The 21,850-nt window shown below is 59.0% G+C and carries 19 protein-coding genes; 7 read left to right on the top strand and 12 right to left on the bottom strand.

Annotated features, from left to right (window positions below; translation table 11 throughout):
* Positions 1 to 10: 10 nt before the first annotated feature.
* The 4 genes from gltX to JNX03_RS05825 all read left to right on the top strand — a co-directional run bounded on the left by gltX (position 11) and on the right by JNX03_RS05825 (position 3,615).
* Positions 11 to 1,411 carry a glutamate--tRNA ligase gene (gene gltX / locus JNX03_RS05810; protein WP_203211462.1) on the top strand — a complete coding sequence of 467 codons (1,401 nt, stop codon included), beginning with the start codon at positions 11 to 13 and terminating at the stop codon, positions 1,409 to 1,411.
* A gap of 113 nt (positions 1,412 to 1,524) precedes the next feature.
* Complete coding sequence (gene gltA, locus JNX03_RS05815; protein ID WP_203211463.1) at positions 1,525 to 2,820, top strand: citrate synthase; 1,296 nt, start codon at positions 1,525 to 1,527, stop codon at positions 2,818 to 2,820.
* A gap of 268 nt (positions 2,821 to 3,088) precedes the next feature.
* Complete coding sequence (locus tag JNX03_RS05820) at positions 3,089 to 3,319, top strand: hypothetical protein (RefSeq protein WP_203246350.1); 231 nt, start codon at positions 3,089 to 3,091, stop codon at positions 3,317 to 3,319.
* The gene (locus tag JNX03_RS05825; protein ID WP_203211465.1) at positions 3,316 to 3,615 is read left to right on the top strand and encodes a hypothetical protein; all 300 of its coding nucleotides are present in this window, start codon (positions 3,316 to 3,318) and stop codon (positions 3,613 to 3,615) included. The genes JNX03_RS05820 and JNX03_RS05825 overlap by 4 nt, the downstream gene beginning before the upstream one ends.
* A 39-nt stretch (positions 3,616 to 3,654) precedes the next feature.
* Here JNX03_RS05825 and JNX03_RS05830 read toward each other — a convergent pair whose 3' ends face one another.
* From JNX03_RS05830 to JNX03_RS05875, 10 genes are all read right to left on the bottom strand, one after another.
* Complete coding sequence (locus tag JNX03_RS05830; protein ID WP_203211466.1) at positions 3,655 to 4,431, bottom strand: enoyl-CoA hydratase-related protein; 777 nt, start codon at positions 4,429 to 4,431, stop codon at positions 3,655 to 3,657.
* A gap of 73 nt (positions 4,432 to 4,504) precedes the next feature.
* The gene (locus JNX03_RS05835) at positions 4,505 to 4,957 is read right to left on the bottom strand and encodes a cytochrome c-type biogenesis protein (protein WP_203211467.1); all 453 of its coding nucleotides are present in this window, start codon (positions 4,955 to 4,957) and stop codon (positions 4,505 to 4,507) included.
* Positions 4,954 to 6,915 carry a heme lyase CcmF/NrfE family subunit gene (locus tag JNX03_RS05840; RefSeq protein WP_203211468.1) on the bottom strand — a complete coding sequence of 654 codons (1,962 nt, stop codon included), beginning with the start codon at positions 6,913 to 6,915 and terminating at the stop codon, positions 4,954 to 4,956. Before JNX03_RS05840 ends, JNX03_RS05835 begins: the two co-directional genes overlap by 4 nt.
* A gap of 73 nt (positions 6,916 to 6,988) precedes the next feature.
* Entirely contained in the window at positions 6,989 to 7,564 is a 576-nt protein-coding gene (locus JNX03_RS05845) for a holin family protein (protein WP_203211469.1), read from the bottom strand.
* Positions 7,555 to 8,166 (bottom strand): holin-associated N-acetylmuramidase, encoded by a 612-nt coding sequence (locus JNX03_RS05850; protein ID WP_203211470.1) that lies wholly within the window; start codon positions 8,164 to 8,166, stop codon positions 7,555 to 7,557. Before JNX03_RS05850 ends, JNX03_RS05845 begins: the two co-directional genes overlap by 10 nt.
* 71 nt (positions 8,167 to 8,237) lie before the next feature.
* Positions 8,238 to 8,681, bottom strand: coding sequence for a cytochrome c maturation protein CcmE (ccmE, locus tag JNX03_RS05855; RefSeq protein WP_203211471.1), 444 nt, complete (start codon positions 8,679 to 8,681; stop codon positions 8,238 to 8,240).
* Between the two features lie 6 nt (positions 8,682 to 8,687).
* The gene (argC, locus tag JNX03_RS05860; RefSeq protein ID WP_203211472.1) at positions 8,688 to 9,716 is read right to left on the bottom strand and encodes an N-acetyl-gamma-glutamyl-phosphate reductase; all 1,029 of its coding nucleotides are present in this window, start codon (positions 9,714 to 9,716) and stop codon (positions 8,688 to 8,690) included.
* Positions 9,717 to 9,752: 36 nt separating this feature from the next.
* Positions 9,753 to 10,562, bottom strand: a complete 810-nt coding sequence (murI, locus tag JNX03_RS05865; RefSeq protein ID WP_203211473.1) for a glutamate racemase — start codon at positions 10,560 to 10,562, stop codon at positions 9,753 to 9,755.
* A gap of 7 nt (positions 10,563 to 10,569) precedes the next feature.
* Positions 10,570 to 11,457, bottom strand: a complete 888-nt coding sequence (locus JNX03_RS05870; RefSeq protein WP_203211474.1) for a lysophospholipid acyltransferase family protein — start codon at positions 11,455 to 11,457, stop codon at positions 10,570 to 10,572.
* Positions 11,458 to 11,531: 74 nt separating this feature from the next.
* Positions 11,532 to 14,948: an indolepyruvate ferredoxin oxidoreductase family protein gene (locus JNX03_RS05875; protein ID WP_203211475.1), complete on the bottom strand. Its 3,417-nt coding sequence runs from the start codon at positions 14,946 to 14,948 to the stop codon at positions 11,532 to 11,534.
* Positions 14,949 to 15,122: 174 nt separating this feature from the next.
* On the opposite strand from JNX03_RS05875, the gene JNX03_RS05880 reads away from it, so the two are divergent.
* The 3 genes from JNX03_RS05880 (at position 15,123) to purL (ending at position 19,267) form a co-directional block, all read left to right on the top strand.
* A complete protein-coding gene (locus tag JNX03_RS05880; protein ID WP_203211476.1) occupies positions 15,123 to 16,028 on the top strand; it encodes a LysR family transcriptional regulator in 906 nt (301 codons plus the stop codon).
* A 410-nt stretch (positions 16,029 to 16,438) separates the two neighbouring features.
* Positions 16,439 to 16,969, top strand: coding sequence for a hypothetical protein (locus tag JNX03_RS05885; protein WP_203211477.1), 531 nt, complete (start codon positions 16,439 to 16,441; stop codon positions 16,967 to 16,969).
* Positions 16,970 to 17,107: 138 nt separating this feature from the next.
* On the top strand, positions 17,108 to 19,267 hold the full coding sequence (gene purL / locus JNX03_RS05890) for a phosphoribosylformylglycinamidine synthase subunit PurL (RefSeq protein WP_203211478.1): 2,160 nt from the start codon (positions 17,108 to 17,110) through the stop codon (positions 19,265 to 19,267).
* A gap of 228 nt (positions 19,268 to 19,495) precedes the next feature.
* Here purL and JNX03_RS05895 read toward each other — a convergent pair whose 3' ends face one another.
* Positions 19,496 to 20,755 carry a vWA domain-containing protein gene (locus tag JNX03_RS05895; RefSeq protein WP_203211479.1) on the bottom strand — a complete coding sequence of 420 codons (1,260 nt, stop codon included), beginning with the start codon at positions 20,753 to 20,755 and terminating at the stop codon, positions 19,496 to 19,498.
* 60 nt (positions 20,756 to 20,815) lie between these two features.
* Positions 20,816 to 21,724, bottom strand: a complete 909-nt coding sequence (locus JNX03_RS05900; RefSeq protein ID WP_203211480.1) for an AAA family ATPase — start codon at positions 21,722 to 21,724, stop codon at positions 20,816 to 20,818.
* Between the last annotated feature and the right edge of the window lie 126 nt (positions 21,725 to 21,850).

The following is a 21,850-nucleotide window of genomic DNA, read 5'->3' on the forward strand; positions in this document are numbered from 1 at the left end:
AGACACTGTCATGTCCGCATCTGTTGTGACCCGTTTTGCCCCATCGCCCACCGGCTTTTTGCACATTGGCGGGGCACGCACCGCCCTGTTCAACTGGCTTTATGCCCGTGGTCGGGGCGGCAAATTCCTTTTGCGGATCGAGGATACGGACAGGGCGCGGTCTACCCCCGAAGCAACAGAGGCCATCTTGCAGGGCATGGCCTGGCTTGGCCTTGATCATGATGGTGAAATTGTCAGTCAGTTTGACAACGCCCCGCGCCACGCCGAAGTTGCGCTGGATCTGCTGGCACAAGGCAAGGCCTACAAATGCTTTGCCACCCAAGACGAGATCACCGCCTTCCGCGAGGCCGCCCGCGCCGAAGGGCGCAGCACTCTTTACCATTCACCTTGGCGCGATGCCGCCCCCGAAACCCACCCCGATGCGCCCTATGTAGTGCGCATCAAAGCGCCGCAAACCGGCGAAACCGTGATCCGCGATCAGGTGCAGGGCGATGTCACCATCCGAAACGATCAGCTGGACGACATGGTTCTGTTACGCTCTGACGGTACACCGGTCTATATGCTGGCCGTGGTGGTGGATGATCATGATATGGGCGTGACACATGTGGTGCGGGGCGATGACCACCTCAACAATGCCGCCCGGCAGATGATGATCTATGATGCGATGGGCTGGGACGTGCCGGTCTGGGCGCATATTCCGCTGATTCACGGGCCGGATGGCAAGAAACTGTCGAAACGTCACGGCGCCTTGGGCGCACAGGAATATCAGGCCATGGGCTATCCTGCCGCTGGCATGCGCAATTATCTGGCCCGTTTGGGCTGGAGCCATGGGGATGACGAGTTTTTTACCGATGCGCAGGCACAGGAATGGTTTGATCTGAGCGGTATCCGCAAAAGCCCCGCGCAGTTCGATCTCAAGAAGCTTGAGAACATCTGCGGTCAGCATATTGCGGTGACGGATGATGCTGCATTGCGGCGTGAAACCGAGGCTTATTTGCAAGCAGCAGGCGAACCGGCCTTTTCTGACGCCCAGTCATCCGCTTTTGAGGCTGCGCTTTATTGTCTCAAGGAGCGGGCCAAGACATTGCCGGAACTCGTTGAAAAGGCACACTTTGCCCTCACGTCCCGCCCCATTGAACCGGATGAGAAGGCTGCAAAAAACCTCGATACGGTATCCCGTGGTATACTGGCGGAATTGACGCCGCATCTGCAAAATGCTAGCTGGGACAGAGAAACGCTGGAAGAGGTTCTGAACGGCTTTGCCGCCGCGAAAGACACCAAGTTTGGCAAGTTGGCAGGGCCGCTCCGCGCGGCCCTTGCTGGGCGGGCCGTCACACCATCTGTCTTTGACATGATGCTTGTGTTGGGACGTGACGAAACCCTGGCCCGATTGACAGAGGCCTCTGCCTGAGAACTGGTTAACCGTTTCTCAAGGCGGGAGGGGATAACAGACAAGGCAGCCTTTTCGGGGGCTGGCCAAGACGGCGGTCACCTGTACCGCAAAAACATTCGGGAAGGGACCATATGACTGAAACAAAGAAATCCGCAACGCTGACAATTGATGGCAAAAGCTACGATTTGCCCATCTTTTCGCCAACGGCTGGTCCTGATGTGCTCGATATTCGCAAGCTGTATGCTCAGGCGGATGTCTTCACCTATGACCCCGGCTTTACCTCGACTGCGTCTTGCGACAGCACCATCACCTTTATTGATGGCGAGGAAGGCGTGTTGCTACACCGCGGCTATCCGATTGATCAACTGGCAGGCAAATCGCATTACCTCGAAGTGTGCTACCTGCTGCTCTATGGTGAGCTGCCCTCCCCCGCAGAGCTGGAAGATTTCGAATCCCGCGTGACCAACCACACCATGCTGCACGAACAGATGATGTATCTGTTCCGTGGCTTCCGCCGGGATGCGCATCCAATGGCCATCATGGTGGGTGTTGTGGGCGCGATGTCGGCATTTTATCACGACAGCACGGACATCTCTGATCCATGGCAGCGTGAGGTCGCCTCGATCCGCATGATCGCCAAGATGCCAACCATTGCCGCGATGGCCTATAAATACACCATCGGTCAGCCATTTGAGTATCCGCGCAACGATCTTGACTATGCGTCCAACTTCCTGCGCATGTGTTTTGCCGTTCCTGCACAGGACTATGAGGTAAACCCGATCCTGAGCCGCGCGATGGACCGTATCTTTACCCTGCACGCCGATCACGAACAGAACGCATCGACTTCGACCGTGCGTTTGGCATCGTCCTCTGGCGCCAACCCCTTTGCCTGTATCGCGGCGGGCATTGCCTGTCTTTGGGGTCCGGCACATGGCGGCGCCAACCAGGCCTGTCTGGAAATGCTCAAGGAAATCGGCACGCCTGATCGCATTCCTGAATTCATCGCCCGCGCCAAGGACAAGAACGATCCATTCCGTCTGATGGGCTTTGGCCACCGCGTTTACAAAAACTTTGATCCACGGGCCACCGTGATGAAAGAAAGTGCGGACGAAGTGCTCGAACTGCTGGGTGTTGAAAACAATCCGGTGCTTCAGGTCGCCAAGGAGCTTGAGCGTCAGGCGCTGGAAGATCCGTATTTCGCGGAAAAGAAACTGTTCCCGAACGTCGATTTCTATTCCGGCATCATCCTGGAGGCCATGGGCTTCCCCACATCGATGTTCACCCCGATCTTTGCCCTTTCACGGACCGTCGGCTGGATTTCCCAGTGGAAAGAGATGATCGGGGATCCACAGAACAAGATCGGCCGTCCACGCCAGCTTTATCTCGGCGAGACCAGCCGCGACTATGTGGATATCGAAAACCGCTAAGTTCCGGATCCAGATCCAAACTGACAAACGCCCCGGTGTTTCCGGGGCGTTTTTCGTTCAACAGCCTGTTTCCAGATCAGAAACAATGAACCACAGCCAAGGCTGACGTCTACTCGCCCCTAAGCTGCAGGTCCCGCCCTTAAGAACCCCTAAAGGTCAAATGCCCTTTGATTCGTTGACCAGATCAACCGATTCATCAGGGTTTTGCCGCCAATCCACCCGCCCAATTTTGACACTTTGTCTTGCTTTGGCGCTAAATGAGGCGCGGATGTGGCATTGTTTCTGGCGCTGTGACAATGCCCTGCTCAAACTTGACCGGACGCGCCCCGCCCCCCTATCGTCAGAGCAACGTAAATCAGGGTGCGATCTAATGATGGAAATTCTGGCGACATGCTGCGCCTTGCTGGTGTTAACAGGTATCGCGGTCCAGGCGGGCCGTCTTTGGGTCACAGCAGCGATCTGTGCCAAGGCGCAGAACGCACAAAGGAACATGCGATGAGCAAGAAAATGACGCATCGCCACCTGTGCTGGGACAGCGCGGCCAATATGATGCCCGTTGCCGCCGCAACAGAACCCTGCCCGCAAGGGGTACTGGTGCCAAATACGCAAGAAAACCATGACCAGATTGCCGTGGTTTACGACAAGGGCAATCCGCCGCCCGAGATTACCATCAAAGAGATTTCCGGTACCGTGCATACCGTGCTTGCCGATGGAGTGGCCGTTGCCGTTGTGGCGCGGGCCACCGGCCCTGCGCCCCGTGTTGATGAGGTGCTGTTGGTGGAGCGGAGCCTGTAGGCCAGGCCAAGAATCCACCCCATCCGAACATGGACAGGATCAGCGGCCCTCGAACTTGGCCGCGCGTTTTTCGGTAAAGGCCAACACGCCCTCTTTGAAGTCACGCGATTTGCCGCAAACGCCCTGTTGTTGCGCCTCAAGCGTCAGCTGTTCTTCCAATGTGTTGTCCCAGCTGGCGCGGATCACCTCTTTGGCCGCCTGATAGGCCGCTGTTGGCCCTGCGCCCAGTTGCGCCGCCTTGCCGCGCCAATGAGCGTCAAAATCGGCATCCGGCACCGCCTCCCAGATCATGCCCCAATCATCGGCCTGACGGGCCGAGATATTGTCGGCAAACAGTGCCGCGCCCATCGCTTTGGCCATGCCCATCTGACGCGGCAGCGTATAGGTGCCGCCAGCGTCCGGGATCAGACCAATCCGGGTGAAGGCCTGCAGGAAATAGGAAGATTCCGTTGCAAAAACCACATCCGCTGCCAGCGCGAGATTTGCCCCTGCCCCCGCAGCCGCACCATTCACGGCCGCAATGGTTGGCACCGGACAATTCACAATCGCCCGCAACATCGGCGCATATTCGTCCCGCAAAGTGCGTTCCAGATCAACCGAAGCACCGGATGCACGATCCCCCAGATCCTGACCGGAACAAAACGCCCGACCAGATCCGGTGATGACAACCACACGGGCATCCTTGCCGCCTTGGGTAACCGCATGGGCAATCTCGGCACGCATCTGGGTGGTGAGCGCGTTCATCTTGTCGGGCCGGTTCATCGTGATCAGGGCCACGTTGTCCGAAACGTCATAGGTGATCGTTTGATAGTCCATTTTGTCAGTCCTTGATTGCCGGCATTTGGCGCAAGTTATCAAAGCCAGCGGGAGGGACCAGCGAAACCGCGCGTCAGCCCTTCAAAATATCATCCAGCCGCGCTTGTTCTTCCGCGTTCAGCGGGGTGTCGGCAGAGGCCACAGCTTTGGACCGACCGCGCAGATAGATCATACCGGCCCCACCTGCAAAAAGCAGCATGAGCGGCCCCGCCCCCCAAAGCAGCCAATTGGCCCCTGTGTTGTCCGGCTTGAGCAGAACATATTCGCCGTAACGGTCCACGATAAATGCGACCGCCTGCGCGTCCGTATCCCCCGCCACAAGCCGATCACGCAGCAAGATCCGCAAATCCCGCGCAAGGCTTGCATTGCTTTCGTCAATGCTCTCGTTGCGGCACACCAAACAGCGCAGCCCTTTGGACAGCTCACGCGCCCGCGCCTCAAGTGCGGGATCGTCCAGCACCTCATCAGGTTGGACCGCGGCCAAAGGGCTGGCCAGCAACATCAGGATCAGGGCGATGCGTTTCATTCGGCAGGCACCGCGCTGAACTTGCGGGCGCCAGCCGCCACACGGAACCGCCTGTCAGACAGGCTCAGCAATCCGCCAAGCGCCATGAGGGCACAGCCGATCCAGATCCAGTTGGTCATGGGTTTGATATAGGTCCGCACGGTCCAGCCGCCGTTGTCCTGCTGATCCCCGATCACCACATAGACATCGCGCAACAGATTGTAATCAATCGCGGCTTCGGTCGTGGGCATCTGCGCAACCGGGTAAAACCGTTTCTCCGGTGTCATTTTCGCGATCTCTGAACCGTCTTTGGCCAGTGTCACAAAACCGGTTGTCGAAAGGTAGTTCGGCCCGCGCAATTCCTGCACATCCGTCAGCGTCAGCGTGTAGCTGCCCACATCAAACGGCGTGTCGATCTGCGCCACGCGAATATCATCCACGGTCCAGGCCGTCAGACCGGCGATGCCCGCCATCGTCACGCCCAGCCCGCCATGAGCCACCGCCTTGCCCCAGTCGGCACGCGGCAGACGCCACAAACGACCCAGCCGGTTCGCCCCTCGCCCGGTCCGTTGCATCAACTCCACCACAGTGCCAGACACCAGCCAAGCGCCAAGGAAAAGACCCATGGGCCCCAACATGCTGCGCCCGGTCTGCATCACAAAGGCCAGCCCCGCGACGGCCAAAGCCAACACAAAAACATAGCGCAGCGGCCACATCGCGCGGGATATCCGCGCCCGTTTCCATGGCAAAACGCTGCCCACCGGCAAAATCAACCCAAGCGCCACCATAAAGGGGGTGAAGGCCGCATTGAAAAACGGCGGGCCGACGCTGAGCTTGCGGTCAAAGAACATCTCGGCCAACAGGGGCCACATTGTCCCGACAAAGACCACAAAGCAGGCAACCGCCAACAACAGGTTGTTCACCACCAGCGCGGATTCGCGGCTGACCAGACCAAAGACGCCCTTGGCCTCCATCGCGCCCGCCCGCAGGGTAAACAGCACCAGTGCCCCGCCCATAAAGAACGCCATGATTGCGAGGATGAACACCCCGCGTTCGGGATCATTCGCAAAAGCATGGACGGAGGTCAGCAGGCCGGAGCGCACGATAAACGTGCCAATCAGAGAGAAGCCAAAGGCCAGAATGGCCAACAGGATGGTCCAGCTTTTCAGGCTCTCGCGTTTTTCCACCACAATCGCCGAATGCAGCAGCGCCGCCGCCAAGAGCCATGGCATAAAGCTGGCGTTTTCAACAGGATCCCAAAACCAGAAGCCGCCCCAGCCCAGCTCATAATAGGCCCACCATGATCCCAATGCGATCCCGATGGTCAGGAAGATCCATGCCGCCAAGGTCCATGGCCGCACCCAGCGCCCCCAGGCAGCATCCACGCGCCCTTCGATCAAGGCCGCCACGGCAAAGCTGAACGCCATGCTCAGCCCGACATAGCCGAGGTAAAGAAACGGCGGGTGAAACGCGAGACCGGGATCTTGCAACAGCGGGTTCAGATCCTGCCCGTCAAAGGGCGGCACCTCAAGGCGCAGAAACGGGTTGGAAGTAAAGATGATAAAGGCAAAGAACGCCACCGCGATGGCTGATTGCACGGCCAGAACCCGCGCCCGCAAGGTGGGCGGCAAACCACCGCCAAACCATGCCGCCATCGCGCCAAACAAGGTCACAATCAGCACCCAAAGCAGCATCGACCCTTCGTGGTTGCCCCATGTGCCGCTGATTTTATAGAGCATCGGCTTGGCCGAATGGCTGTTGGCGACCACCACGTTGAGCGAGAAATCAGAGACAACAAAGGCCCATGTCAAAGCGCCAAAAGACAGCGCCGTCAGCACGAATTGCGCCCCGGCGGCAGGTTCGGCGATGGCCATCCAACCCGGCCAGCGTTTGTGCGCCCCGATCAGCGGCACGATCATCTGAACAATCGCCACAGCAAAGGCGAGGATCAGGGCGAAATGTCCAAGTTCTGTTGTCATACCATGGTTATAGGGCGCAGGGTGCCCCCTTGCCATGGCCTTTTACATCACGTTTGAGCGCAAAGCGTCGCAGTCAGCGCCGCGTCGCCTGCCAAGCGATGAGTGCGGGGTTCTCCTGCGGCGCCAGACTGGCGTTTTCCAGCGCGGCATCGGTGCCGGTTTGGGCGGCCTGTCCATCATCAAATCTCAACTTTTCAAGAGCTTGCACATTCTCGATCATCTGCGGCACGCGGATCATGCTGGCCGCGATGTCGCGTTGAAAATCTTGCGCTTTGACCTGATGACGCGCCCCGAAATAAAACGATACGATGACCCCAAGCAGCCACCAAAGCGGCTCTGGCACCAGTGCAATGCCTTGCATCCGTTCGGCGAACCACAGCGGGTGCACCATCGCCGAGACGAACAATCCCAGTGTGCCAAGCGCCAGCGCCGGACGCGGCAAGCGGTTCAAGCCGTCCATGAATCGATCAAACCGGCCCAAACGCGGCACGGCAAACTCTGCGCCCAGCTGGCTCATCGCTTGTTTCTGGATCTCGGCACTGCGCCCTGCGCCCGCCTCCGCGTTTTCGCGGAACACTTCAACCGTGTCGCGCAAGACATTGCGGTTGCTTCCAAAAATAAACCCGAAGATGCGTTCGATCATCCCCATGCCGCGGTCCTTTGTGCAAATTCTGCATCGCTGAGATGGTATTTGGGATCAATGAATTCTTCAGCCCGTTTGATCCAGCCGCCTTTCCCGCCAGCAATTGTTCGGGCATATTTGCGGCTGGCAGGTCGCCGGTCCGCAAGGCGGAAATAATAGTTGCGCCGTGCAATGCCGTATGCGTCCACCAGATGATCCGGCGCGGCTGACATCGCTTGTGCAGCGGCGGCAACGCTCTGCGGTCCAAGCGCCCCGTCCACCGCCACCACAAACCCCATATCGCAAAGCAGTCGTTGCAGTATTTTCACCGCATTGGCGCCCGCATTGACGTACATGTCAAAGACGCTCGCTTGTAGCGCCTCGGGCAAATCACCAATGCGCGGTCGTTTGAAATAGTGCTCAATGAAGATGTCCGTTGCCTGCGCGCGGCTCAGCCGCCGCACGTCTGCAGCGGTCACCCTGCCATCCCCTGTCAGGTCCACGCCAAGGCGGCGCATGGTGTGGATCGTGACGCCAAATTTGGTCGCGCCGCCGGGATCATCGGGGTCATTCACAAAGCCGCCTTCGCGGGCGACGATCTGTTTTGCAATTTCTCTGACCGTTTGCATCCGTCCCTCCCCGTTTGGTCGGCAAAGGGAAGGCCAGAATGGTTAATCACCCGTCAGTGCACCGCGCGGTCTTAACTGTCCGGCGCTTGATAGACACCTTGTTCCTTCAACGCGTCCACGACCTCTTTCGGCATATAGGTCTCGTCGTGTTTGGCAAGGATTTCAGTCGCTTCAAAAACACCGTTGATGTAACGGCCCGTGCCGACCATGCCCTGGTTTTCCTCAAACAAATCCGGCAGAACACCCGTAAACGTCACGGGCACGGTAGCGCCTCCATCTGTCACGCTGAAGCGGACAGTTTCACCATCGCCGCGCACCAGTGATCCCTCTTCAACCAGACCGCCAATGCGAAACACCTCGCTTGCCACGGGCGGTTCCTCCATCACCTGGCTGGGCGAGCGGAAATAGTTGATGCCATCCTGCAAGGCATAGCCGATCAGTGCCGTGGCGGCGATCAACGCCACCACCGCCACTGCAATCACCTGGATACGTCTTTGTTTTTTAAGGCTTTTCATATCACCTCATGGGAACAGAGGGGCCATCATCAGCCCTTCGGTCTCTTCCAGACCTAACATCAGATTGGCGTTCTGCAAGGCTTGACCGCTCGATCCCTTGGTCAGGTTGTCCAATGCGGCGATGACGATCACGCGGCCCTCGATCCGGTCCGCAACCACCCCGATATGGCAGAAGTTAGAGCCGCGAATGTGCCGTGTGCTGGGCGCCTCGCCCATCGGTAGAACCTCGATAAAGGGTTCCTCTGCATAAGCTTTTTGCAATGTCGCATGGATCTCTTCGGCCGAGCCCTTGACATAGCAGGTCGCCAGAATGCCCCGGTTCGCAGGCACCAGATGCGGCGTGAACTGTACCTGCACGGGCCGTCCTGCAACTGCGGTAAATTCTTGGTCAAACTCGCCCAGATGCCGGTGGGTGCCGCCCACGGCATAGGCATGATAACCTTCGGACAACTCCGCATGCAGCAGGTTTTCCTTCAACGCCCGACCTGCCCCCGACACCGCGCATTTCAGGTCCATGATGATCTCGTCCAGATCAATCACCCCTGCGGCGATCAACGGCCGCAGTGCGAATTGCCCAGTGGCCGCGTTGCAGCCCGTACCCGCCACCAGACGCGCGGCGGCGATCTCGTCGCGGTAAAATTCGGTCAGCCCGTAAACCGCCTCTTCCTGCTGTTCCAGCGCGGCATGTGGGTTGCCATACCATTTCTCGTATTCCGCCGGATCGCGTAGCCGGAAATCCGCAGACAGATCGACAATTTTCAAGGTTTTGGGCAAGGCGGCGATCACTTGCTGCGAGGTCTTGTGCGGCAGGGCGCAGAAACACAGGTCAATCTGGGAAAAATCGATATCTTCGATGGTCACCAGTTCGGGCAGGTCCAAATGGCGCAGGTGCGGAAACACCTCAGACATCTGCTGCCCGGCCTTGGAGTTCCCTCCCAAGGCTTTGATTGTCATAGAAGAATGGCCAGCGATGAGCCGGATCAGTTCTGCGCCGGTATAGCCGGACGCGCCAAGGATGGCGATGTTATAGGTCATGTGTCGGTCCCACTTTGGGTATGATGTGCAAGAGTTTCAGGCGGCGGTAAATGTGATTTCTCGTCGCAGAAACTGTGTTGCGCGGCTGCTGACCCGTTTTGGATCGCCCGTTGTCAAAAACGACGATGTGCCGCTGCCCGTCATGTTGGGGTGCCGTTCCAGATAATCGGCAAGGCTTTCGGCCACCAAATAGGCCTGCGAAAACACTTTTACATCCGGGCCCAGCGCATCCTGAAAGGCCTTTTGCATCAAGGGATAATGGGTGCAGCCCAGGATCGCCGCCTCTGGATCGGGCATCTTGCGTTTGAGCGCATCCACATGGCTGCGCACCATCGCCTCGGCAAGTATGAAATCGCCGTCTTCGATGGCATCCACAATCCCGCCACAGGCCTGCGCCTCAACGTCCACGCCAATTGCCCGGAAGGCCAGTTCCCGCTGAAACGCCCGCGATGCCACAGTGGCGGGTGTGGCAAACAGCGCCACGTGTTTTACAGCCACCTCGCGGGGCGGTGAGTTATCGCCCCACTGGCGTTCCGTCATCGCCTCGATCAGCGGCACAAACACGCCCAGAACACGCTTGTTTTCGGGCACCCAGCTTTCCTGCATCCGGCGAAGCGCGGCGGCCGAAGCGGTGTTGCAAGCCAGAATCACCAGATCGCAGCCCGCATCAAACAGCCGCTGCACGGCGGCCACGGTCAGGTTGTAGATATCATCGGCGGTGCGCACGCCGTAGGGTGCATGAGCGCTGTCCGCCAGATAGACAAAATCTGTATCCGGAAGCCGCTTTTGCACCGCATCCAGAACTGTCAGCCCGCCAAGGCCGCTGTCAAAAATACCTACTGCCATGTCACTGTCACCTTGCAGCGCGATGCCGCTCTTCAAATTCAAAGCCCAACTCGCTGGCGCGATCCGGCTCTTGGGACAACTCATAAGTGGCTTTGCGCAGGAAATCCATCATCGCTTTGCCGTCTTTTGACAGTGGGTTCAGAATGTCGCGGGTGATGGGTGCTCCGATGGCCACGCGCACCGGGGTATCGACCCGTTTGCGAAATTCCTTGATCAACAGCCCCATGCGCAATGTGCTGTGCAGGTGACTGGCAATCTGGAACATTCGGCTGGTGTGCCCGTCAAAATAGACCGGCACCACCGTGGCATCTGATTTGGCAATCATCCGCGCGGTAAAGCTGCGCCAGACCGGATCCAGCGGTTTCGAAAACGGCCGTGCCGCGGTGCTGACAGTGCCCCCCGGAAAGATACCGATGGCACCGCCCTGCCCCAGATAGTCAAGCGCGGTCTTTCGGGTCTGGATGTTCAACGCCAGCGCCGCCTTATCCGCATCAAAGCTAATGGGCAGGAGGTGTTTGCCCAGATCGGGCGCACGGCGGAACACCGAATGGGCCACAATACGGAAATCACCGCGCGCCTGTGACAGCATTCGCCCCAGCATAAGCCCGTCAAGAATGCCGTAGGGATGATTTGCGATCAAAATCACGGGGCCATGGCGCGGGATATTGGCCAATGACCCGCTGGTGATCTCAAGGCTCAGCCCATAGCGATCTGCCATAACGTCAAAAAAGCTGCGCCCCGAGCGCATGTCTTCCTCATAGCCGGAGGCACGGCGGATCAGACCCAGCCGTCCGGTGCTGTTCTCCATCAACCGGATCAGGGCTCGCCCACCACGCGATGCGGCGGAATAGGCGTAAGAGATATCGCGGGTGGATGCGGCAGTGTCTTTGGTCATCTCTCTTCCGGTCGTAATGGGGGCAGGCACCCTGCCCCCATTTACGACGGTTTTGCGAAGATTACATGACGAAGTTACTCTGCCGCCCTGGATGTTTTGGTGCCGCCCGCCCGGATCACCGACAACAGCTCTTCGCGGCGCTTGGCCGCTTTGGCCTCATTTGCCTCTTTCACCGGACCAAAGCCGCGGATTTGCAGGGGCAATTCGGCAAGCGCAACAATGGCATCACGGGTCTGATCTGTGAGCAACGGCAATACTTCGGCCATGTCGCGCTCATATTGTTTGATCAGCGCCCGTTCCATCTTGCGCTCTGCTGTGCGGCCAAATGGGTCAAGCGGCGTGCCGCGCAGGCCTTTCATCTTGGCCAACAGGCGCAAAGGTGTCTCCAACCATTCGCCAAATTCGCGTTTCTTGGGACGACCATCCGGCCCTTTGCCACTCAGCATCGGCGGGGCGAGGTTGAAAGTCATTTTGAAATCACCGTCAAATTCCGCTCGTGCCTTGTCACGGCTTTGCAGCAGCAGACGCGCCACTTCGTATTCGTCCTTATAGGCCAGCAACTTGTGATAGCCCAGCGCGGCCGCCTCTTTGACCGCCCTATCCGAAATGCCATCCAGCATCTTGCCATAGCGTTTGGCCAACCGTTTGCCTTGATACGCGGTCAAATGCTCCTTGCGGAACGCGATCTTGTCGTTCAGCGTTTTTGGCAGCGCGATCACCTTGGGTTTACTGATCTCTGCGGCGTCCTGTGGATAGAGCACCGCCCAGCGCCCGATCTCGAACGCCCTCAGGTTCCGGTCTACTGCGGCACCGTTCATGCGGATGGCCTCTTGCAGGCTCTCCAATGACAGCGGCAAAAGCCCCTGCTGCCAGGCCGCACCAAAGACCATCATGTTGGAATAGATACTGTCGCCCAGCGCCGCTTTGGCCAGATCAGAGGCGTCAAACAGCGCCACATCGTCTTTCAGACGCGCCTGCAGGGCCAGCTCAAGCCGGTCGTAGGGCAATTGGAATTCTGTATCGCGGGTGAAATCGCCCGTGATGATCTGATGCGAGTTCACCACAGCACCGGTTTGCCCCATCTTGGTCAGACCAAGTGTCTTGTTCCCGGCTGAAACCACCAGATCGCCGCCGATCAAGGCATGTGCCTCCCCCGTGGCCACGCGGATGGCGTTGATATCTTCGGGCCGCTCGGCCAAGCGGCAGTGGATATGCACCGCGCCGCCCTTCTGCGCGAGGCCCGCCATTTCCATCATGCCCGCACCTTTGCCATCCAACTGGGCGGCTTGTGCCAGCAATGCGCCAATGGTCACGACACCTGTCCCGCCCACTCCGGTGATCACCACGTTATGGGTGCCGTTGATTTTGGGCAGGTTTGGCATCGGCAGATCGGGGATGGTAAGCTCTGTCGTGGGATCCTTGCGGATCTTGGCCCCTTCGAGCGTCACAAACGACGGGCAGAACCCTTTGACGCAGGAAAAATCCTTGTTGCAGGACGATTGATCAATCGCACGTTTTCGGCCCAGTTCGGTCTCATTGGGCACGATCGAGACACAGTTGGACTGCACCCCGCAATCACCGCAACCTTCGCAAACCGCGTCGTTGATAAACACCCGTTTGTCCGGATCGGGGAACAGCCCCCGTTTGCGGCGGCGGCGTTTTTCGGCGGCGCAGGTCTGGATATAGACAATCGCGCTGACGCCTTCGACCTTTTCAAAACGTTTCTGCACATTCATCAACTCGGCACGCTCAAACAGCTCAACACCTTTGAACGCTGCAAAATCAACGTCTTCTTTCTCGTCATAAACAACGGCAAGGGTCTTGACCCCCATCGCCTGCAGTTCCGCGACGATGCGCGGGGCACTGAGATCGCCCTCGTTGTGCTGGCCACCGGTCATGGCAACCGCATCATTGTAAAGGATCTTGTAGGTGATGTTGGTGCCAGCTGCGAGGGCCGCGCGGATCGCCTGAACGCCCGAGTGGTTGTAGGTGCCATCGCCAAGGTTCTGGAACACATGTTTGCGGTTCGAGAACGGTGCCTCACCGATCCAGTTCGCGCCCTCGCCCCCCATATGGGTAAAGCCGGTTGTCTCACGGTCCATCCATTGCACCATGTAGTGACAGCCGATGCCCGCATAGGCCCGCGCACCCTCGGGCAGTTTGGTCGATGAATTATGCGGGCAGCCTGAGCAGAAATACGGCAAACGCGCCGCGATATCTTCGGCATTGTCGGCGCGGCGGGCATTGTCCAATGCCTCAAGCCCGGCGCGAATGCCATCGGTCTCGCGCCCCTCTTCCAAAAGGATACCGCCAATCTTTTCCGCAATCAGAATCGGATCAAGCGCACCGCGCGTCGGGAACAGTTCTTCGCCATGCTCAAGCCCCGCGCCGCCGCCCTTGTACCAGCCATAGACCCGGCGGTGCTGATCCGAGAACAACGCCTCTTTGATCTGTACTTCGATCAGCTTGCGTTTTTCCTCGACCACCACAACAAGATCAAGACCTTCGGCCCACTCATGAAAGCCCTTCATATCAAGCGGGAAGGTCTGCCCGATCTTGTATAGGGTGAGGCCCAGCCGCTCCGCCTCGTTCTCGTCGATGTTCAGCAAGCTCATCGCGTGCAGCAGATCCAGCCAGTTCTTGCCCGCAGCGGCAAAGCCGATCTTGGCCCCGCGCTTGCCCCACATGCGCTTGTCCATCTTATTGGCATGGCTGAAGGCTTCGGCGGCATAGCGTTTGTAATCGATCATCCGGGTTTCTTGCAGATGCGGCGTGTCGCCAAGGCGGATGTTCAACCCGCCGTCCGGCATCTCGAACTCCGGCGTGATCAGTTTCATCCGGTTTGGATCACCATTGACGACGCTGGTGGCCTCGACGGTGTCTTTCATCGTCTTGAGACCCACCCAGAGGCCAGAGAACCGCGACAAGGCCCAGCCGTAAATACCGTAATCAAGAATCTCCTGAACACCCGCAGGGCTGACCACGGGCATATAGGCATCCACCATCGCCCATTCCGATTGGTGCAACACGGTAGAGGATTCGCCGGTGTGGTCATCCCCCATCGCCATCAGAACACCACCATGCTTGGAACTGCCGGCCATATTGGCGTGGCGCATCACGTCGCCGGTGCGGTCCACACCCGGACCTTTGCCGTACCACAGGCCAAAGACACCGTCATATTTGCCTTCGCCGCGCAGCTCGGCCTGCTGGGTGCCCCAAAGGGCGGTTGCGGCCAGATCTTCGTTCAGGCCGGGCTGAAAGCTGACGTTATACGCGGCCAACAGTTTCTCTGCCTTGCTCATCTGCAGATCGACCCCGCCAAGAGGGCTGCCGCGATAGCCGGTGCAATGGCCCGCAGTGTTGAGACCAGCGGCCCTGTCCCGCGCCGATTGCATCATCATCAGACGCACAAGTGCCTGCGTGCCATTGAGCAGCACAGGCGATTTTTCCAGATCAAAACGGTCGTTCAGCGAAATCTTAGGGGCAGTCATGGCGGTCCTCCCTTAGGGCGCGATGGCAAACAGATATGGACGGCTATATAGGTCACAATTGCTGACCTGTATAGCGTGTTTTTTGTGCATAAGTGCAAATCTGCCGATCCAACCCCTGTCTTTTGGTCCAATTTAGGTTAGGACTAACGCAAAAAAGAATAGGATCGCGGGACGATGGATTGGGACAAACTCAGAATATTTCACGCCGTAGCGGATGCCGGGTCTCTGACCCACGCGGGCGAGAAGCTGAACCTGTCGCAATCTGCCGTGTCACGGCAGATTCGCGGCCTAGAGGAACAGCTTAACACGAACCTGTTTCACCGCCATGCGCGGGGGCTGATCCTGACCGAGCAGGGCGAGCTGCTTTTTGATGCCACCTCTGCGATGACCAAACGTGTCGATGCCGCTGCCGCCCGCATTCGCGACAGCGAAGAAGAGGTGTTTGGCGAATTGCGCGTCACCACCACCACCGGCTTTGGCACCCTGTGGCTGGCGCCGCGGCTGCCTAAACTCTATGAGAAATACCCCGATCTGAAGGTCGACCTGATGCTGGAGGAACGGGTGCTGGACCTGCCGATGCGCGAAGCTGACGTGGCCATCCGTATGAAAGAGCCCTCCCAAGCGGACCTTATTCGCAAACGTTTGATGAATGTACGCATGTGCCTTTATGCCAGCCCAAAATACCTGGCCGAACACGGCAACCCGCAAACCATCGAAGAAGTGTCCAATCACCGTCTGATTTGCCAGAACACCGACAGCGATCAAGTTGCGGCAGGTCAGAACCTTGTACAGCAACTGATGCTGAATGATGTGCGGTCCATGCTGACCGTGAACAATTACTTCGGCGTGCTGCAGGGGGTTCTGCATGATCTGGGGATTGGGGTTCTACCCGACTACCTAACGCAGGATTTTCCCGATCTGGTGCAAGTCCTGCCCGAAGTTGAGTCGGCAGATGTGCCTGTTTTTCTGGCCTATCCCGAAGAATTGCGCCAATCCAAGCGCGTTGCGGCCTTCAAAGACTTCGTTCAGGATGAGATCATTTCTTACCGCAAGCAATTGAGAGAAAAAGAAAAAGACTAAGCTATGCACGGCGCGCATACCGGACATGCTTACTAAATGGTCAAAACTGACTTGATCGAAGCAGCACTGCTGCCTAATTGACCATCATGAAGATTGACCGCCCGAGGGCGCGTCGCTTCATACCTCCCTGTTGGACTTGGCCGAGCGTAATGCTCGGCCTTTTTTTTGCGCATCGGTCTGAGGATTGGTCCATCACCCCACTGCATACGACCTGAACGTGCCTCTGTTCCTACCGGGTCGGCGCAACGCCAGAAAATTCAAGACCCGATAAACAAATATAAAACAGTCAGTTAAACAAATTCTCCACCCGTTTTTCAAATTTTTTTGGAACTTCCCACCCAGGCATCCGTTGTCTCACCGTACACCGCTGACGATGCGGACTGAGAGTAACGAATGAAGGAGTTTACACCATGACACGCAAGCTTTTGCTGACATCCACCACCATCGCCACACTGATCGCTGCCCCTATGGCCTATGCCAGTGGCACCATCGCTGATGAGCTGCCAACCAACTCGCCTGAAGTGAGCGCGAACGTACCCGCGACTGATGGCGGTTCGACATTGAACAATTACGATACGGACAACAAACGCTATGGTCTCGGCATCGCCGATTACGACCCCACTACCATGAGCCTTACCGATGAAGAATACGCGGCGGTGAAAGCCTCCGTCGGTGCCAACTTCGAAACCCAAGACGGTGAAGTGTTGGGCGTTGTGAAAGGCGTCAGCTTCGACGGTCAGGGCAACCCTGAAATGATCGTGGACCTGGAAGAAGATACCAAGATTGACGCCGAAGTGCTGGTCGTGACGCTGCTGCCAGACAGCCTGCGCCTCGATAACGGCCAGATCGTGATCGATACCACGGCGGACGAGCTTTACCTCAAGGCCCAGCAGGGTTCCAAGGCCGATGACGAAACACGCACAACTGTCATCGTGATGTAAACGGATCGCCCTTTCGGGCATCTCTGCACCAAGGGGCGGCTTTCCACTTCGGAAAGCCGCCCATTTTTGCGTATCCCCCTTCCCCCGCGCCCGCCCATCCTCTAAGAGACGCGGCATCAATGCCGAAGGGGACCGCGCATGACCGAACCAGCCATCACCGAAGACATCATTGCCGCACATGGCTTCACCCCGGATGAATACGCCGAAGTGAACAACATCCTCGGCCGCGCCCCCAATTACACCGAAATGGGCATCTTTTCGGCGATGTGGAACGAACATTGCTCGTACAAGTCCTCCAAGAAGTGGCTGCGGACCCTGCCAACGACCGGCCCGCAGGTCATCTGCGGCCCCGGCGAAAACGCTGGCATCGTGGATATCGGCGACGGCCAGGCGTTGGTTTTCAAAATGGAAAGCCACAACCACCCCTCCTACATCGAACCCTACCAAGGGGCCGCCACAGGCGTGGGCGGGATTCTGCGCGATGTCTTCACAATGGGCGCCCGCCCCATCGCGGCGATGAACGCGCTCAGCTTTGGCCGCCCCGATCACCCCAAGACCCGCCAGCTTGTGCATGGTGTGGTGGCCGGCGTCGGCGGATATGGCAATTGTTTTGGCGTGCCAACCGTGGGCGGTGAAGTGCGCTTTGATGCGGCCTATGACGGCAATTGCCTGGTCAATGCCTTTGCCGCAGGCCTCGCTGATACCGACAAGATTTTCTACTCCGCTGCCTCGGGCGTGGGCATGCCGGTGGTCTATCTTGGTGCCAAAACCGGCCGTGATGGCGTCGGCGGGGCAACCATGGCCTCGGCCGAATTTGATGATACCATCGAAGAAAAGCGCCCCACCGTGCAGGTCGGCGACCCCTTCACCGAAAAGCGCCTGATGGAAGCCACGCTGGAGCTGATGGCGACAGGTGCGGTGATCTCGATCCAGGATATGGGCGCGGCGGGTCTGACCTGCTCTGCCGTGGAAATGGGCGACAAAGGCAAACTTGGTGTGCGCCTTGATCTTGAAAAGGTGCCCACGCGCGAAGAGAACATGACCGCCTATGAGATGATGCTGTCGGAATCCCAGGAACGCATGCTCATGGTCCTTCGCCCCGAGCTTGAGGCGGAAGCCAAAGCCGTGTTCGACAAATGGGATCTGGATTTTGCCATTGTCGGGGAAACGCTGGCCGATGACCGGTTCCTGATCATGCTCAACGGCGAGGTCAAAGCCGACCTGCCGCTCAGCAAACTGGCCTCCACCGCCCCTGAATATGACCGCCCCTGGGTCGAAACCCCGCCAGCCGAACCCATGGCTGATGTGCCGGGGGTCAACCCGATTGACGGGCTCAAGGCGCTGATCGGTGATCCGAACTATGCCGCCAAGAACTGGGTCTATGAACAATATGACACCATGGTGATGGGCGACACCGCCCGCATGCCCGGCCTTGGCGCGGGCATTATCCGGGTGCATGGCACCGACAAGGCAATTGCCTTCACCTCCGATGTGACCCCGCGCTATGTCAAGGCGAACCCCTTCGAAGGCGGCAAGCAGGCGGTCGCGGAAGCCTACCGGAACCTGACCGCTGTTGGCGCACGGCCTTTGGCCACCACCGACAATATGAACTTCGGCAACCCCGAAAAGCCGCAGATCATGGGCCAGTTTGTGGGTGCGATCAAAGGCATCGGCGCGGCGGTTGAGGCGCTGGATATGCCCATCGTGTCGGGCAACGTTTCGCTCTACAATGAAACCGACGGCGCGGCGATCCTGCCCACACCCACCATCGGCGCAGTGGGCTTGCTGGACCACACCGACGATCTGATCGGCTGTGAAGTCCGCGAAGGTCATCTGGCGCTGGTGCTGGGCGACACCGCGGGCCATCTCGGCCAATCGGCACTCCTCGCACAGGTCTTTGGACGGGCAGACGGCGATGCACCCCATATCGATCTGGCCGCAGAAAAAGCCCACGGCGATTTCATCCGCGCCAACCGTGCCCTGATCAAAGCCTGCACCGACCTCAGTGATGGAGGTCTGGCACTGGCCGCCTTTGAAATGGCCGAAGCCGCAGATGTGGGCGTCACCCTCGACCCCGCAGACACGCCGACGCTGTTTGGCGAAGATCAAGCCCGCTACCTGATCGCCTGCAACTTTGATCAGGCCGAAGCCTTGATGACCGCCGCAGGTGCCGCAGGTCTGCCCCTGCACACGGTCGGCAAATTCGGCGGCACCGATGTATCCTTCGGCGGCACCTCCGCCCCGCTGGAAGAGCTCAAAACCATCTACCGTACCACCTTCGCGGATACTTTCGCCTGATCCTTTGGGTCCGGAGCCGCCCTTGCTTGTGCACGGGCGGCCCGATCAGCGCGGCACGGTCAAGACAAATCGCCGAGGGCCCCCGCAGGGGATACGGCTATTTGTCTTGAGCGGGACGAGAAGATTGGGCAGACAGGGCTCAAGCAAGGGATGCACCCCGGACCCTTTGGGTCAGGTGAGCCCGCAGCGAAAACCGGAAAAATCAAAAATCGAATGCGGCGCAGCCGCTCATTGCTCCATGGCCAGCAACAGGCGCTGCTTTTCGCCGCTGTCATCGGGACGTGACAAAGCCTCGGCCAAAGCTTCCAACGAGGCGATGGAATGACCGGCGCGGAAACTGTCCACATGGGGCAACATCGCGCGAATGCCTGCCGCCTTCGGCGCAAAGCCATCCCAGCGCAGCAGCGGGTTCAACCAGATCAGCCGCCGCGCGGTCAGATGCAGACGCTGCATTTGCCGCCCCAAGTCCTCGGGCGCATCTCGATCCAGCCCATCGGTGATCAAAAGAACCACCGCACCCTGCCCCATGACCCGCCGCGACCAATCGCGGTTGAATGCCTCAAGACTGGCCCCGATCCGGGTGCCGCCTTCCCAGTCCTGCGCCTCGGCCCCCGCCGCCGCCAGCGCCGCATCCACATCACGGGTGGCCAGATGGCGGGTGATATTGGTCAGGCGTGTGCCAAAGGTAAAGGCATGCACCCTGGCCCAACCTGCCCCCTGCGCGTTGCTGACCGCATGCAGAAAATGCAGGATCATTCGCGAATACTGGCTCATGGACCCTGAGATGTCGCACAGCACCACCAGATTGGGGTAACGCGGGCGCGGGGTCTTGAGCACAAGCTGGTGCATCTCGCCGCCTCTGCGCAATGCCCCGCGCAGGGTGCGGGCGGCATCGATGCGCCCGCGCGGCGCGGCCATGGCCCGGCGCGATGGCAAGGGTTTGACAGGCAACGTGAGCCGCGCCAGCATGCGTTTGGCCTGGGCAATTTCGGCAAGGCTCATCTGTTCAAAATCCAGTTGGCGCAACCGTTCGGTGGCCGACATGGTCAGGCTGGCGTCCACTTCCAATAATGGATCATCCTGGGCGGTCTCGTCTTCATCCTGCGGTAGCGGCGCATCTGCGCCGTCCAACAAGGCCTCCGCCGCGCGTTTCTCTGCCGCTTGCGCTGGTCTGTCCTCCTGTACCCCGCGGATTGCAGGCAACATCGCCGACATCATATGTTCCAGATAACGCGGATCACGCCAGTAAAGCCGGAAGATCTGTGCAAAGACCCGGCGGTGCTCCGGGCGGTTCACAAAACAGGCATGCAGGGTCCAGTAGAAATCGCGTTTTTCAGTGAAACCCGCCACCTGCACCGCGCGGATCGCGTCGATCACCCGTCCGGGGCCAATGGGCAACCCCGCCCGGCGCAGAGCGCGGGCGAAATGGGTGATGTTGCCCGCCAATTTGGGATCATCGGGCAGATCGAGGGGCAGGTGTTCAGCCATGAATGGCTGATTGGAGGCTCTGCCTCCAAACCTCCGGAGTATTTTGGGCCAAAAAGGGGGTCATGCCACGTCCAGCGTGGCCCTGGCCTGATCAAGGATGCGTTTGGCCTCGGACCCTTGCAGTTTGGCAATGTCATCTTGGTATTTCAGGATCGCGCCCAATGTGTCGGCGACCACCTCGGGGCTGAGACTGATCACGTCAAGGGCCAGAAGGCATTTGGCCCAATCGATGGTTTCGGCCACGCCGGGTTTCTTGAACAAATCCTCGGTGCGCAATTGCTGGACAAAGGCGACAACTTCCCGGCTGAGCGCCTCTGATGCCTCGGGCGCGCGGGCAGCGATAATCTCCATTTCGCGGTCGAAACCGGGGTAATCGACCCAATGGTAAAGGCAGCGCCGTTTCAGCGCGTCATGGACCTCGCGGGTGCGATTCGAGGTCAGGATCACGATCGGCGGCTCTGGCGCCTTGATCGTGCCAAGTTCGGGGATGGTGACCTGAAAATCGCTGAGCGCTTCGAGCAGGAACGCCTCAAATGGGGCATCGGTGCGGTCCAGCTCATCAATCAGCAGCACCGGCGCGCCGTTTTCATCAGGGCGCATCGCCTCGAGCAGAGGGCGTTCAATCAGATAGTCATCGCTGAAAAGCTGGGTATTGAGCGCGGCACTGTCGGCACTGCTGGTGGCCTCGGCCGTGCGGATCGCAATCATCTGGGCCGGAAAGTTCCACTCGTAGACTGCAGAAGAGGCATCAAGCCCCTCGTAACACTGCAGGCGGATCAAGCGGCGGTCCAGACCCGCCGCCAATGCCTTGGCGATCTCGGTCTTGCCCACGCCAGCCTCCCCTTCGAGAAACAGCGGCCGGCCAAGCGAGAGGGCGAGAAACACCACGGTGCCCAAAGCCCGGTCGCTGATATAGCCCTGATCGTCCAGCATTTTCTGAACGGCGTCGATACTGGATATGTCTGGCATGGCAGCTCCTCTTGCCTCAAAGGTGCATCTTGGCGGCGCAGCGTCAAGCCGTGCTGGCGGATATGTCACGTCCTGCCCGCCTGCTGCTGCAAAGATTGACGCGATTCAGCCGCCCTGCCATACTCA

The sequence above is a fragment of the Sulfitobacter mediterraneus genome, assembly GCF_016801775.1.
Taxonomy (GTDB): Bacteria; Pseudomonadota; Alphaproteobacteria; order Rhodobacterales; family Rhodobacteraceae; genus Sulfitobacter; species Sulfitobacter mediterraneus_A.